Source organism: Caproiciproducens sp., assembly GCF_053840905.1.
This window is the reverse complement of sequence record NZ_JBNLXQ010000007.1, coordinates 100,324-114,909: the sequence shown is the minus strand read 5'-3', so window position 1 is coordinate 114,909 and position 14,586 is coordinate 100,324. Positions and strand designations below refer to the sequence as shown.

Genomic DNA, 14,586 nt, shown 5'->3' with positions numbered 1-14,586 from the left:
ACTTGTTGGTCTGTTACCTGAAATAGTGTACAAACCCCAACATTTCAGACTTTAAGGAGGAAACTATGCCAAGGCAGGTATCACTTGAATTAACCCGCAATATCGGTATTATGGCGCACATTGATGCCGGTAAAACAACAACAACGGAACGTATCCTGTATTACACAGGGATTAACCATAAGATTGGCGAAGTGCATGATGGTGCTGCGACCATGGACTGGATGGTGCAGGAGCAGGAGAGAGGGATTACCATTACCTCCGCTGCGACTACCTGCTTTTGGAAGGGCCACCGGATCAACATCATTGACACCCCTGGCCACGTTGACTTTACCGTGGAAGTTGAGCGTTCGCTGCGCGTGCTCGACGGTTCGGTAACGGTTTTCTGCGCCAAGGGCGGTGTTGAGCCGCAGTCGGAAACGGTTTGGCGTCAGGCTGAGGAATATCATGTCCCCCGTATGGCTTATGTAAATAAAATGGACATCATGGGCGCGGATTTCTATCGCGTCGTCCAGATGATGAAAGATCGGCTGAAGTGCAATGCCGTGCCGATCCAGCTCCCCATCGGCAGCGAGGATACCTTTAAGGGCATCATCGACCTTGTCGATATGAAGGCTGATATTTACTACGACGATATGGGCAAGGACATGAAAGTGGAGGATATCCCGGAGGATATGCTCGAGCTTGCCAACAAGTATCATACCGAACTGATTGAGCATGTTGCGGAGCAGGACGATGCTCTGATGGAGAAGTACCTGAACGGGGAGACCCTCACGAAGGAAGAAATCATATCTACAATCCGTAAATCCACGATTGCCAACCATATGGTTCCCGTCACCTGCGGTACTTCTTACAGAAACAAGGGCGTTCAAAAGCTTCTCGACGCTATTATCGCTTATATGCCCGCTCCGACGGATGTCCCCGCGATCAAGGGGATCAATCCGGAAACCGGCGAGGAACAGGACTGCCATTCCAGTGACGAAGAGCCGTTCGCCGCTCTGGCGTTTAAGATTGCCACGGATCCGTATGTCGGAAAGCTGTGCTTCTTCCGCGTCTACTCCGGCTCCATTCAGGCCGGCTCCAGCGTTTATAACTCGACCAAGGACAACAACGAGCGTTTGGGCCGTATTCTTCAGATGCACGCCAATCACCGTCAGGATATCGACGTTGTTTATGCCGGTGATATTGCGGCTGCGGTGGGTTTGAAAAACACCACCACAGGTGATACGCTTTGTGATGAAAAGCATCCGGTCATTCTGGAATCCATGGAATTCCCGGATCCGGTTATTGAAGTCGCAATTGAGCCGAAGACAAAGGCCGGCCAGGAAAAAATGGGCATTGCCCTCGCAAAGCTTGCGGAAGAAGATCCTACCTTTAAGGCATATACCAATGAGGAAACGGGTCAGACGATCATCGCGGGCATGGGCGAGCTTCACCTTGAGATCATTGTCGACAGACTGCTGCGCGAGTTCCATGTGGAAGCGAACGTCGGCAAGCCGCAGGTATCCTATAAGGAAACCATCCGCGGAAATGCGGACGTCGACACCAAGTATGCCCGTCAGTCCGGCGGCCGCGGCCAGTACGGCCACGTTAAGATCCGCATTGAGCCGAATCCGGGCAAAGGCTACGAGTTTGTCAACGCCGTCGTCGGCGGCGCGATCCCGAAGGAATATATCCCTGCCGTTGACCAGGGTATTCAGGGCGCTATGCTCACCGGCGTTCTCGCCGGCTATCCGGTAGTCGACACCAAGGTAACCCTTTACGATGGCTCTTACCACGAGGTCGACTCCTCCGAAATGGCGTTTAAAATCGCCGGTTCCATGGCTTTCAAAGAGGCTATGAGAAAGGCGAATCCGGTCATTCTGGAACCGATCATGAAGGTTACCGTTACCGTGCCAGAGGAGTACATGGGCGACATCATCGGCGATTTGAACTCCCGCCGCGGCATGATCGAAGGCATGGATGCGATTCCGGGGGCAGAGCAGATCAGGGCGCATGTTCCGCTTTCTGAAATGTTTGGCTACGCAACCGATATGCGTTCCAAGACACAGGGCAGAGGCCAGTACGTCATGGAACCCGCCACTTCTACGGAAGTGCCGAAGTCGGTTTCGGAAAACATTATTTCTTCACGCAGCAAAAAGTCCGAATAACTTGTAAAAATACGCTTGATTTTTATTGATGTTATTGATAAAATGATAGGCATAGCTGAATCGTTAAAATTATTATCGTGTAAATAAAAAGGAGGAATTCCAATGGCAAAAGCAAAATTTGACAGATCCAAACCCCACGTAAACATTGGTACTATCGGCCACGTTGACCATGGCAAGACCACGTTGACCGCGGCGATTACCAAGGTCCTTAACTTCAGCGGTGAGGCTGATTTCGTTGACTATGCAAATATTGATAAGGCTCCTGAAGAGAGAGAGCGCGGTATTACCATCAATACTTCTCACGTTGAGTATCAGACGGCTGCCCGTCACTATGCTCACGTTGACTGCCCGGGCCACGCCGACTATGTAAAGAACATGATCACCGGCGCTGCACAGATGGACGGTGCTATCCTTGTTGTTTCCGCTGCTGACGGCCCGATGCCGCAGACCAGAGAGCACATCCTTCTGGCCCGTCAGGTTGGCGTGCCTTATATTGTTGTATTCATGAACAAGGTCGACCAGGTTGACGATCCCGAGCTCCTTGATCTTGTTGAGATGGAAATCCGTGACCTTCTGAACGAGTACGAGTTCCCGGGCGACGACACACCGGTCATCCGCGGCTCCGCCCTTGAAGCTCTCGAATCCAAATCTACGGATACGGACGCGCCGGAGTACAAATGCATTCATGAGCTGATGGACGCTGTCGACAGCTTCATCCCGACTCCTGAGCGTAAATCCGACCTTCCTTTCCTTATGCCTGTTGAAGACGTCTTCACCATTACCGGCCGCGGCACGGTCGCTACCGGCAGGGTCGAGCGCGGTAGGGCTAAGGTCGGCGAAGAAGTTGAGATCATCGGTCTGACCGAAGAGCGCAGAAAGTCCGTTATCACAGGCCTTGAAATGTTCAAAAAGACCCTTGATTTCGCAGAAGCCGGCGATAATGTCGGTGTTCTTCTCCGCGGTATTCAGAGAACGGAAATTGAGCGCGGCCAGGTTCTTGCAAAGCCGGGAACCATTCATCCGCACACAAAGTTCCGCGGCCAGGTTTACGTCCTGACCAAGGATGAAGGCGGCCGTCATACTCCTTTCTTCAACAACTACCGTCCTCAGTTCTATTTCAGAACGACAGACGTAACAGGCGTTATCTCCCTGCCGGAAGGCACTGAGATGTGCATGCCCGGCGATAACGTCGAAATGGACGTTGAGCTGATCACTCCGATCGCTATTGAAGAGGGCCTCCGCTTCGCTATCCGTGAAGGCGGCCACACAGTTGGCTCCGGCGTTGTTATCAAGATCAACGTTCAGTAATCTGTGACTCTTGTTTGTAAGGCCTTGCCCGAAAGGGCAGGGCCTTTTTACGTTTTAAGCGGGTGCGCTTGTGCGGGTAAAAAGTAGCTTTCTGACGACAGTCATGTTATAATGTAGACCAATAAAGCGTGGGTTCGCCAAAATATCATTTTTATTGAAAGAAACCATACTAACCGCCTGGCAGGGAAGGATTCAAATAACTTTTTAGGGGTTTTTATATGAAGAAGGATCAAAACAATCTATCCCGGGTCGTTTTCCGTGTGTGTCTTGCTGTGGTTCTGACAGGCGCCTGTGTTGCCTCCATGGTTTTCTTCCTGCGGAATCAGGGAAACGGAATGGCAAGTCTGCCGTCCGGAGTATCCGTGGCGGCTTCGTCGGAAGCGGTGTCAAAAGCGGAGTCCAAACCGGTTCAAAAGCCGGTTTCCATTACGATTCTGGGCGTCGGCGACGACCTGATTCACGATGTGATCTATCAGCAGGCACAGAGCCGGGCGGGAGGAAAAGGCTTTGATTTTTCTCCGGTTTATGCGCGCATAGCGGCGGATATCAAAAATGCGGACGTCTCCGTCATCAATCAGGAAACGCCGCTTGCGGGAAAGATTGCGCCGCCGTCGGGCTATCCGCGCTTCAACTCCCCCACGGAACTGGGGGACGAGCTGGTCGATCTGGGGTTTGACGTCATTAATCACGCCAACAACCATGTTTTGGACAAAAACGAGGCGGGCCTTGCCGCCACGCTGGACTATTGGGCGACCAAACCGTCCGTAAAGGTCGTGGGCGCCTACCGCGATGAGGAAGATTTGCAGAATATCCGGATCGTGGAATCGAAGGGGATCAAAACCGCCCATATCGGCATTACGGAAATGACAAACGGGCTTTATCTTCCCAAAAATTCCAAATACCGGCTGATTTACGCAAGTGAGACCGACCGGATAGAAAAACTGATCAAAAAAGCGAAATCAATGGCGGACGTCGTGGTTATCTCCGTACATTGGGGAAATGAGAATACCTACACGCTTTCGGACAAGCAGAAAACGCTTGCGCAGAATATGGTCGATTGGGGAGCGGATATCATCTTCGGAAATCACCCCCACGTTTTGCAGAAGCTGACGGTCCTGACCCGGAAGGACGGGACGCAGTGCCCCGTTATTTTTGCGTTCGGCAACCTTGTTTCCGCCCAGCAGAGCGGGGACAATATGGTCAGCGGCATCCTGACCGTTACGATGACCAAGGATTTTACAACGAACAAAACGACCTTTACGGATATGAAATTCAAGCCGATCGTCACGCACTACGGCAAGGGATGCGCGGGGATTACGATCTATCCGCTGAGCCAGTATACGGACGCTCTGGCCGCCGCTCACGGCGTAAGGCGTTATACTCCGGCGTTCAGCCTGAAATACATCAACAATATTGTCAGTCAGAGTATTCCGAAAGAATATCTGCAGAAAGATTGACACACCATTTTCACAGTGCTATAATAATATCAATTAAATAATAGTTGTCTTCGGGGCGGGGTGCAATTCCCCACCGGCGGTAAAGCGGCGCAAGCCGACGAGCCCGCGAGCGAAAGCTGATTTGGTTTGATTCCAAAGCCGACGGTATAGTCCGGATGGAAGAAGATTGCGCGTATTTGCGTATACTTTCGTCCCGCAGTTTTTTACTGTGGGACTTTTTTTCGTTGGCAGCTAAAAAAGGAGTTTTTAAATGAGAAAGATGAAGTAGCCCGCGCGTTTCCTGCATCCTTTTCACCCGCTCCAGGCCGAAGCGAAAATACATAGGAAGAAGATAGGAGAAATCATGAATACGATTACAAACGAAAAAAAGTCAGCGAAATTATTGGATACCAGGGGCATCGCGCAGATCGGAATTCTGTCCGCGATCGCCGCCGTCCTGATGGTCGTGGAAATACCGCTCTGGTTTGCGCCCAGCTTTTATAAGATCGATCTGAGCGAGCTTCCCGTTTTGATCGGCAGCTTTGCGATGGGCCCTTTTGCCGGCGTTGTTATTGAGCTGGTCAAGATATTGCTCTACCTTGTCATTCACGGAAGCTCGACGGGCGGAGTCGGCGATATCGCGAACTTTATCGTCGGCTGTTCGTTTGTCATTCCCAGCGCATTGATCTACAAACACCATAAATCGAAGAAAAGCGCGCTGATCGGTATGGCGGTCGGTACGTTTACGCTGGTTGTGGCGGGAAGCCTGCTGAACGCTTTCGTGCTGCTGCCGTTTTACGCCAAGATGTTTAATATGCCGCTGGACGCGCTTGTCGCGATGGGCCATGCGGTCAATCCTTCCATCAACGATCTTACATCCTTTGTCATGCTTGCGGTAGCGCCGTTCAACCTGCTGAAGGGAGTGCTGGTCTCCGCTGTGACCATGCTGACCTATAAGCGTGTCAGCCCGATTCTGCACAACAGGATCGGCAGAAGATAATCCTTTATTGAAACCGTACAGTTTATCCCCGATCGGGGACATGCGCTTTGCCAATTTTGTTCTTTACGATCCATCTGATCTGTGGTATAATCATACCAGAAAATTAAATATGCCCTTATCAAGAGTGACGGAGGGAACAGGCCCTATGATGTCCGGCAACCTACAAAGCGTAAGGTGCCAATTCCTGCGGTAAAGCCGAAAGATGAGGTAATCATAAACGCCGTTCGGATTTTCCGGACGGCGTTTTCTATTTTTATTTTAGGAGGATTGCTCAATGGCAAGACATTTTTTTACATCGGAATCAGTGACGGAAGGCCATCCGGACAAACTCTGTGACCAGATTGCGGACGCCGTGCTGGATGAAATTATTGCGCAGGACCCGCAGGCTCACGTTGCGTGTGAGGTGACGGCCACCACCGGCGTGATCCACGTCATGGGAGAGATTTCCACCGACTGCTATGTGGATATCGCTTCGATTGCAAGGCAGGTGGTCAAGGACATCGGCTACGACGACCCCGCCTGCGGCTTTGACGGCAACACCTGCGGGGTGATCACCTCCATCGATATCCAGTCGCCCGATATCGCGATGGGCGTCAATCAGTCCTATGAGGCGAAGCAGGGCGCGACAGACGCAAACGACGTGACCGGCGCGGGCGACCAGGGCATGATGTTCGGATACGCCTGCGACGAAACGCCGGAGCTGATGCCGCTTGCCGTCTCTCTGGCGCACAGGCTGTCGAAGCGCCTGAGCCAGGTCAGAAAGGACGGTACCCTGTCCTATCTGCGGCCGGACGGAAAAACGCAGGTAACCGTGGAGTACGACGGGAACGAGCCGGTGCGCGTGGACACCGTTGTCGTTTCCGCCCAGCATGACCCCGACGCCACGCTGGAGCAGATCAGAAAGGATATTATCACGCATGTAATCAAAGCGGTGATCCCCGAAAAATGGCTGGACGACAAGACGAAGTTCTTTGTCAACCCGACCGGCCGTTTCGTGATCGGCGGCCCGGTGGGCGACAGCGGACTGACCGGAAGAAAAATCATCGTTGACACTTACGGCGGCTACGGCAGGCACGGAGGCGGATCTTTCTCGGGAAAGGATCCTACCAAGGTCGACCGTTCCGCGGCTTACGCGGCGCGCTACGCGGCAAAGAACGTTGTTGCGGCGGGACTGGCGAAAAAATGTGAAATTCAGATCGCCTACGCGATCGGCGTGGCAAGGCCCGTTTCCATTATGGTGGATACGTTCGGCACTTCCCAATACAGCAACGACGAGCTCGCGGCGGCGGTGGAAAAGGTGTTTGACCTTCGTCCCACGGCGATTATCCATGACCTGGACCTTCGCCGTCCCATTTACCGTTCCGTTTCCAATTACGGCCATATGGGCCGTGAGGACCTGAACGTTGCGTGGGAAAAGCGCGACAAGGCCGACGCCCTGAAAGCCGCGCTGGCAAAATAAGCATAGCATTTGGTCGCCTCGGCACATAAACTGTGTTGAGGTGACTTTTTATGCTTGAGATTCTTGCGAAGATCGCTTTTGTTCTTCTGGCTGTCGTCGGCGCCGCTGAAATCGTCAGGAATATCATTTTCTGGATGCTCAGGCCCTCCCGCCCGGGCAAGCTTTATCTGGTCGTTTCCATGGAAGGCCACGATGAAGGCGCCGAAATGCTGCTGGAAAGCGCGATCGAAAGACTGAAATGGATTCGCGGCGGCGAAAAAATGCTGATTTGTCTTGACAAGGGAATGGATGAAGAAACAAGCGTGGTATGCAGGATTATTTCCAACCGAAACCCCGGGGTAGAGGTCTGTACTCCCGAAGAACTGCCGGATATTCTATGTCAATAAATTTGCAAATACATAGCTCATGTATTATACTGAATTTATGAATCATAAAATACGAGGGAGTTTTATGCGGGAAGATCAGATGCTGGAAATGACCGGTTCCGTGGAACAGGTCATTTTTAAAAATGAGAAAAACGGATATGCGATTATAGAAATCAATAACGGGGAAGAATTGGTTACGGCCGTGGGCACGATGCCGCTGGTCAGCGCGGGCGAGGAAGTGCGCGTTGTGGGCGGCTGGATCAATAATCCGAACTACGGGACCCAATTTAAGGTGGAAGGCTTCGAGCGCTCGAAGCCTTCCACTGCGGCCGCCATGCTGAAATACCTCTCGTCGGGCGCCGTCCGGGGCATCGGCCCGGCTACCGCCGGGAAAATTGTGGACATGTTCGGCATGAACGCGCTGCAGGTGCTGGAAGAGGAACCGGAGCGCCTTTGCGCCATTAAGGGCATTACCAGGGCAAAGGCGAAAAAAATGGGCGATGAGTTCAAAAAGATACACGGCATCCGGGAAATCATGCTGTATTTGAGCAGCTTCGGCATTTCGCCCGACGAGGCCGTCCGAGTCTGGAAGCTCTATGGCCCGCAGGCCGCGGAGCGCGTGCAGGAGGACCCCTACTGCCTGTGCGGGGACGGGCTGGAAATCGGCTTTGAGCGTGCCGACGAGATTGCCGCTTCGCTTGAGCGGCCGCAGGACGACGGCTGCAGGGTCCGCGCAGGCATTCTGCACGTTCTGAAGCACAATATCAGCAATGGCCACACCTGCCTGCCCGCGGACAAGCTTCTGACCGCCGCGCAGAAGATGCTCGGCATTGGGCCGGAGCAGGCCTTTGACACGCTGGAAGCCCTGAAGGCGGAAGCGTCTGTCTGCGCCGTCCTTTTTGATGGCCGGGAGTATATTTTTACCCCCAAGCTGTACCGGTCCGAGCTGTACTCCGCGGGAAGGCTGAACATGATGCTTCGCTTTCCGGCGCAGTCCATCCTTGGAATCGACAATTATATCTCAGATATTGAGGAAACGTTTCAGATTCAGTACGCCGACGGACAGAAGCGGGCGATAAAAGAGGCTCTTTCCAAAGGAATGCTGATTTTGACGGGCGGACCGGGAACCGGAAAAACCACCACCCTCAACGCGATCATCAGGATTCTGGAAACGAAGGGGGAGAAGGTTCTGCTCGCCGCGCCGACCGGCAGAGCGGCCAAGCGGATGTCCGAGCTGACGGGACAGGACGCGAAAACGATCCACCGCTTGCTGCAGGTGGAATGGGATGAAAACGATCTGCCCGTGTTTTCCAAAAACGAAAAGAACCTTCTGGAATGCGACGCGCTGGTCATTGACGAGCTGTCCATGGTGGACGCCAGTATTTTCGAGGCGGTTCTGCGCGCCCTGCCGCTCGGCTGCCGCCTTATCATGGTCGGCGACTGCGACCAGCTGCCCTGCGTCGGGCCGGGCAACGTGCTGGGCGACCTGATCGCCACCGGACTGCTGCCCGTTGTCCAGCTCAATCAGATTTTCCGCCAGTCCATGCAGAGCCTGATTGTTATGAACGCGCACAGAATTGTAAAAGGGCAGATGCCGGAGCTTTCCGTCAGAAACAGCGACTTTTTCTTTCTGCCGTACGGAAGCCCCGCGGAAATCAGTTCCACGATTGTTGATTTGTGTGCGGCCCGTCTGCCCGCGAGCTACGGATACTCGCCTTTGTCGGATATCCAGGTGCTGTCTCCTTCCAGAAAAGGGGAGTTGGGTACCGTGGAGCTCAACAAAAGGCTGCAGGCAGTGATCAATCCTCCGGAGAAAACAAAAAATGAAATCACCATTAACGGCACCCTGTTCCGGGAGGGCGACAAGGTGATGCAGATCAAAAACGACTATAACCTGGCTTGGGTGAAACCGGACGGGACAAGCGGGGAAGGCGTTTTTAACGGCGATCTCGGTATTCTGTGCGGCATTGACCGCCGCGCTTCCACTATTACCGTGCAGATGGATGACCGCATGGTGCTTTACGAGCTGGAGACCGCGGCGGAGCTGGAGCTTGCCTATGCCATGACGGTACACAAGAGCCAGGGAAATGAATTCACCGCCGTCGTGATGCCCATGTTTCAGGGAGCGCCCCAGCTTTCCTACAGGAATTTATTGTATACCGCAATTACGCGTGCAAAGTCCCTTCTGATTCTTGTCGGGTCGCAGAAAGCGATTCAGCATATGGTTGAAAACGATAAAAAAATGCGCCGGTACTCCGGGCTTTCCTATTTTTTGACCGGAGGCGCGCAGAATGAGTGCTAAGCTTTTTTCCGTGCTTCTGGATATGGTTTTTCCTCCGAAGTGCATTTTCTGCCGCGGGATCGTTTCCTCCGGGAAATCCGTATGTGAAAAATGCGAAAAAGAAATTTTACATACCTCCGGCGAAAAATGCATTTATCTGCCGGGTTCCGGTGAAACTATTTTATGTGCCGCGCCCTATTTATACAGCGGGAAAATCCGGGAATCCATTCTCCGGTTCAAATTTTACGGGCAAAAGGATTTCGCGGATTTTTATGCGGAGAGCATGTCCGCGCAAATCAGAAAAAGCTTTCCCAAAGCGCGGTTCGATTCCGTTACGTCCGTTCCCATCTCCGGGGAGCGCTACAAATCGAGGGGCTATAATCAGTCGGAGCTTTTGGCAAGGGCGGTCGCAAAACGCCTCGGCCTCCCTTACCGGGAATATCTGGTCAAGCTCCGGGACAACCGGGAACAGCACAAGCTGAGCGAAAAGGAACGACGCAGCAATGTCCGGGGCGTCTACCGGATCAGGGACGGGGAACAGACAGCGGAAAAAAGCCTCCTGCTGATAGACGATATTGTGACTACCGGCGCCACGCTGGGGGAGTGCGGCTGTGTTCTGCTTGACGGCGGAGCAAAGAAGATAACGTGTGCCGCGGCAGCCCGAGCACTTTGAGTTGAAAAATTTCCGGCTTTGTAATAATATAATAGGATGAATATAGATTGGATGTGATTACGTGCTGGGTACTGACATTGCGATAGATCTTGGTACATCAGCCGTCAAGATTTACCTTGACGGAAAAGGCATTATACTTAACGAACCGGCAGTTGTTGCCGTTAACGTGGAGACGGACGAAGTTGTGGCAATCGGCTCGGAAGCCTACAGGATGGTAGGACGTACCTCGGACAAGATTTCCGTTTCCCATCCGCTTTGCAACGGCGTCATTTCCAATTTTGATCTGGCGCAGTATCTGATTAGCAATTATTTGAAAAAAATCAGCGGGAGCAAGGTTTTTATGCCCCGCGTTGTCGTCAGCGTGCCGTGCCAGATTACAGAGGTTGAGAAACGCGCGGTGGTGGACGCGATCAGCGCGGCGGGCGTGCGTAAAATCTGTCTGATCGAGGAACCTGTGGCCGCGGCGCTCGGCGCCGGTGTGGATATCTCCACGCCGCACGGTACCCTGATCGTCGATATCGGCGGAGGCACGACGGATATGGCGGTGCTTTCCCTGAGCGGCATCGCGATCTCGCGTTCCATTAAGGTCGCGGGGAATGCCTTTGACGAAGCAATCATCAAGTATATCCGAAGAAAATACAATTTAATTATCGGTCAGCGGATGGCTGAGGAAGCGAAAACCGCGATCGGCTGCGTGTATCCCAGAAAGGATCTGTGCAGTCACAGAATTAAGGGCAGAAATGCAATGACCGGGCTGCCGCAGTGGGCGGATATCTCCTGCGACGAAATGCTGGAAGCTCTGATTGAACCGGCGATGCAGATTGTCCGGACCATTCAGGAGATGCTGGAAAAAACGCCGCCGGAGCTGATGGGGGATGTTTATTCGGACGGCATTATTCTGACGGGCGGGTCGGCCCAGCTTTACGGAGTCGATACGCTGATTTCCAAAAAGGCGAAAATGCCGGTGAAGCTTGCCGAGGATTCCCAGATCTGCGTTGCGCTGGGAGCGGGCAAGGCCATTCAGTTTATTGACGACATACAAAATAAGAGGTACGGCGTACTGAATCCGCTGAGTTCCGCTTATTAATTCAACAGAAATAATTCCAAAAACAGCCGCCGCTGCAGTGCTGCAGCGGCGGCTGTCGTTATCGGCAGAATTTATTTGCTCATCATATAGTTGATAAACATCAGTTCATCTTCCGGGTTTTCTACGTTCAGTTCGGCTGAAACCGTCGAATTTTTCGCACTTTCCAAAAGCGCCCGCACACCGTACAGCTGGCAGAGCTTGCTTTTCAGATTCAGGGTGTTTCCGTCCTCGGTAATCAGGTAGACATTCCCTTTTGCTTTGTCCAAGAGTTCAATCAGTTTTACCACATCGATGTCGTACAGCTTCATATTCTTAAACCTCCTAAATAATGGGATCTCCTTCTGAGCAGATTATAGCATGTGCCTTTGACAAATACAATAACCCGCCGGCTGATCTTTTTTTACTGTTCAAAATAAGGGTATCAAAGAAAAGGATCCTTTTCTTTCTATGATGATATTACCATACATTATGCACAATTGCAAGTGAATAAATTTGTGCAAGAATTCATTTTGAAAAGGAAACTGGAAAACATTTCAGCCATTCCTTTCCTTTGAATGTGGAATCTATAAAATTTACATATCGTTCATTAAATTATGGTGTCAGATATAGTAAAATAATATACGAATACTTTAAAATATGCTATGATTATAAGGATGATTCTGTGTTTGGTTACGTAAGACCGCAAAAATCGGAGCTGCTTGTCCGTGAGTATGAACAGTACAAGGGGGTATACTGTTCCCTGTGCCGTCAGCTGGGCAAAAGCTACGGAATCGTGTCGCGTCTTACTTTAAGCTATGACTGCACTTTCTATGCACTGATGCTGCTTGCGTTTCGTCCGGAGTGTCCCGGCTTTCAAAGCGGCCGCTGCGTTGTCAATCCGCTGAAAAAATGCTCCTTCTGCAGTTCGGGGGAACCGGAATTCGTCTCTGCTTCAGCCCTTTCCGTCATTATGACTTACTATAAAATCCGGGACGATATTGCGGATTCCCGCTTCTGGGGAAAGCTTCGCGCGTATGCCCTGCTGCTTCTCGCGGCGCGGGCGCACAGAAAAGCCGCCGCCGATTTTCCCCGGCTGGACGCAATTGTTTCGGCTTCCGTGGAAGAACAGAAGGCCGCGGAGCAGTCGCCCGACCCGTGCCTTGATTCCTGCGCGGAGCCTACGGCGAAGATGCTGCGGCAGGTTTTTGAGGCTTCTGCCGGGGAGGACGAGGGGCCCGATGCTCCCAAAGTACGGATTTTGCGGCAGTTTGGTTATTTTTTAGGCCGCTGGGTATATATTATGGACGCCGCGGACGATATGGAAAAGGATCTGAAAACAGCGTCGTTCAATCCGTTTATTATCCGATGCGGCTTGAATGAGGCCAGCAGCCCGGAGGAACTGGAAAAGGCGAAAAGCTATGCAAACGAGGTTCTGAACCTGACGCTTTCCCAACTGACGGCCGCTTTGAATATTTTGGATTTGGATCATTTTGGCGAGATCGTTCAGAATGTCGTTTTGAAAGGTTTGCCGGAAATACAAAAAGAATTACTATTTAAGAAGGAGAAAGCGCATGTCAGATCCTTATAAGGTATTGGGAGTATCTCCAAACGCGACAGACGACGAGATAAAAACCGCTTACCGCGAACTTGCCAAAAAATATCACCCCGATAATTACTCCGGAAGTCCGATCGCCGACCTTGCCGGTGAAAAGATGAAAGAAATTAACGAGGCTTACGATACGGTTGTCGCACAAAGAAAACAGCAGAAAAACGGCGGCTACGCCGGGTATACGGCGCCGAATACGGGCTATCCCGGCCAGAGCTACGGGAATTCTTATTCCTCCGGCTTCAATGACGTGCGGAATCTGATTATGTTGGGCCGTATTGCGGACGCGGAACAGATTCTGAACGGCGTTCCGTCGGAAAGCAGGAATGCCGAATGGTATTTTTTAAAGGGTACCGTGCTGTACAAAAGGGGATGGCTGGAAGAGGCCTACAATCATTTTTCCAGGGCCTGCCAGATGGACCCCTACAACGGCGAATACCGCGCCGCTATGAACCAGGTTACCAATCAGCGCAACGGCGTGTATGGAGGGTACAACCCCAGTGTGCCGCGCACCGGCAGCTGCAGCGGGTGCGATATCTGCTCTTCCTTGATCTGTACCGACTGCTGCTGCGAATGTATGGGCGGAGATTTGATTCCCTGCTGCTGATTTTGTTCGGGGAGGAATCGACTTGAGCAGAACGATTCGTTTGGCCTTTTGCGGAGTTATCACGGCGCTTTGCACCGTGACGATGTTTTTGACCGGACTGGTTTCCATCGGAACCTATGCTTTGCCCGCTTTTGCCGGCATTTTGCTGATCGTGGTCGTCGTTGAGCTGGGCGTGGGCTGGGCGTGGCCTGTCTATCTCGCGTCGTCGGTTCTTTCTCTTCTGCTTGCGGGAGATAAAGAGGCGGCTCTGCTGTTCGTCGTTTTTTTCGGCTATTACCCGATTCTGAAAGCCCAGATTGAGGGGCTGCACCGCCGTGCTTTGTCTTATTTCCTGAAGTTTGCGGTTTTTAATGCCGCGATGATCCTGGGATTTTTTCTCAGCATCCGGGTGCTCGGCGTACCGGAGGACAGCTTTACCGTTTTCGGGATCTATCTTCCGTGGGCCTTTCTGGCTGCCGGCAATTTCGTGTTCGCCGTGTACGATTACGCGATTTCCTCCCTCGTTGCGCTGTATTTTCAGAGATTTCACCGGTTTGTCGGCAAATGGCTGAAATAAGAGAGGGCTAATGCTAATACTACCCCTGTAAAGGGGAATTTTTTTTGCGAAAGGCAGAAAATGAATCGCGGGGAATTCCTTC

The 14,586-nt window shown here is 52.2% G+C and carries 13 protein-coding genes and 2 riboswitches; of the genes, 12 read left to right on the top strand and 1 reads right to left on the bottom strand.

Annotation, left to right across the window (positions count from 1 at the left end; translation table 11 throughout):
* The first annotated feature begins 65 nt into the window (after positions 1-65).
* From fusA to mreB, 9 genes are all read left to right on the top strand, one after another.
* Entirely contained in the window at positions 66-2,147 is a 2,082-nt protein-coding gene (gene fusA / locus ACQGQ5_RS09060) for an elongation factor G (RefSeq protein WP_455736198.1), read from the top strand.
* Between the two features lie 102 nt (positions 2,148-2,249).
* On the top strand, positions 2,250-3,455 hold the full coding sequence (tuf, locus tag ACQGQ5_RS09055) for an elongation factor Tu (RefSeq protein WP_455736197.1): 1,206 nt from the start codon (positions 2,250-2,252) through the stop codon (positions 3,453-3,455).
* 218 nt (positions 3,456-3,673) lie between these two features.
* Positions 3,674-4,912, top strand: coding sequence for a CapA family protein (locus ACQGQ5_RS09050; RefSeq protein ID WP_455736196.1), 1,239 nt, complete (start codon positions 3,674-3,676; stop codon positions 4,910-4,912).
* A 42-nt stretch (positions 4,913-4,954) separates the two neighbouring features.
* A riboswitch (FMN riboswitch) is annotated at positions 4,955-5,083 on the top strand.
* A gap of 172 nt (positions 5,084-5,255) precedes the next feature.
* Entirely contained in the window at positions 5,256-5,891 is a 636-nt protein-coding gene (locus ACQGQ5_RS09045) for an ECF transporter S component (protein WP_455736195.1), read from the top strand.
* 112 nt (positions 5,892-6,003) lie between these two features.
* A riboswitch (SAM riboswitch) is annotated at positions 6,004-6,100 on the top strand.
* Between the two features lie 65 nt (positions 6,101-6,165).
* Positions 6,166-7,350, top strand: coding sequence for a methionine adenosyltransferase (gene metK, locus ACQGQ5_RS09040; protein ID WP_455736194.1), 1,185 nt, complete (start codon positions 6,166-6,168; stop codon positions 7,348-7,350).
* A 50-nt stretch (positions 7,351-7,400) separates the two neighbouring features.
* A complete protein-coding gene (locus tag ACQGQ5_RS09035; RefSeq protein WP_455736193.1) occupies positions 7,401-7,736 on the top strand; it encodes a hypothetical protein in 336 nt (111 codons plus the stop codon).
* A gap of 64 nt (positions 7,737-7,800) precedes the next feature.
* Positions 7,801-10,017: an SF1B family DNA helicase RecD2 gene (gene recD2, locus ACQGQ5_RS09030; RefSeq protein ID WP_455736192.1), complete on the top strand. Its 2,217-nt coding sequence runs from the start codon at positions 7,801-7,803 to the stop codon at positions 10,015-10,017.
* Positions 10,007-10,669: a ComF family protein gene (locus tag ACQGQ5_RS09025; RefSeq protein ID WP_455736191.1), complete on the top strand. Its 663-nt coding sequence runs from the start codon at positions 10,007-10,009 to the stop codon at positions 10,667-10,669. The genes recD2 and ACQGQ5_RS09025 overlap by 11 nt, the downstream gene beginning before the upstream one ends.
* Positions 10,670-10,730: 61 nt before the next feature.
* On the top strand, positions 10,731-11,756 hold the full coding sequence (mreB, locus tag ACQGQ5_RS09020; RefSeq protein ID WP_455736190.1) for a rod shape-determining protein MreB: 1,026 nt from the start codon (positions 10,731-10,733) through the stop codon (positions 11,754-11,756).
* A gap of 71 nt (positions 11,757-11,827) precedes the next feature.
* On the opposite strand, the gene ACQGQ5_RS09015 is transcribed toward mreB, so the two are convergent.
* Complete coding sequence (locus ACQGQ5_RS09015; protein WP_141825118.1) at positions 11,828-12,064, bottom strand: hypothetical protein; 237 nt, start codon at positions 12,062-12,064, stop codon at positions 11,828-11,830.
* A 353-nt stretch (positions 12,065-12,417) separates the two neighbouring features.
* Here ACQGQ5_RS09015 and ACQGQ5_RS09010 point away from each other — a divergent pair, with 353 nt between their 5' ends.
* From ACQGQ5_RS09010 to ACQGQ5_RS09000, 3 genes are read left to right on the top strand one after another with little or no spacing between them, the layout of a single operon-like run.
* Positions 12,418-13,323 (top strand): DUF5685 family protein, encoded by a 906-nt coding sequence (locus tag ACQGQ5_RS09010; protein WP_455736189.1) that lies wholly within the window; start codon positions 12,418-12,420, stop codon positions 13,321-13,323.
* A complete protein-coding gene (locus ACQGQ5_RS09005; RefSeq protein ID WP_455736188.1) occupies positions 13,307-13,948 on the top strand; it encodes a J domain-containing protein in 642 nt (213 codons plus the stop codon). The genes ACQGQ5_RS09010 and ACQGQ5_RS09005 overlap by 17 nt, the downstream gene beginning before the upstream one ends.
* 22 nt (positions 13,949-13,970) lie before the next feature.
* On the top strand, positions 13,971-14,504 hold the full coding sequence (locus ACQGQ5_RS09000; RefSeq protein ID WP_455736187.1) for a hypothetical protein: 534 nt from the start codon (positions 13,971-13,973) through the stop codon (positions 14,502-14,504).
* The last annotated feature ends 82 nt before the right edge of the window (positions 14,505-14,586 follow it).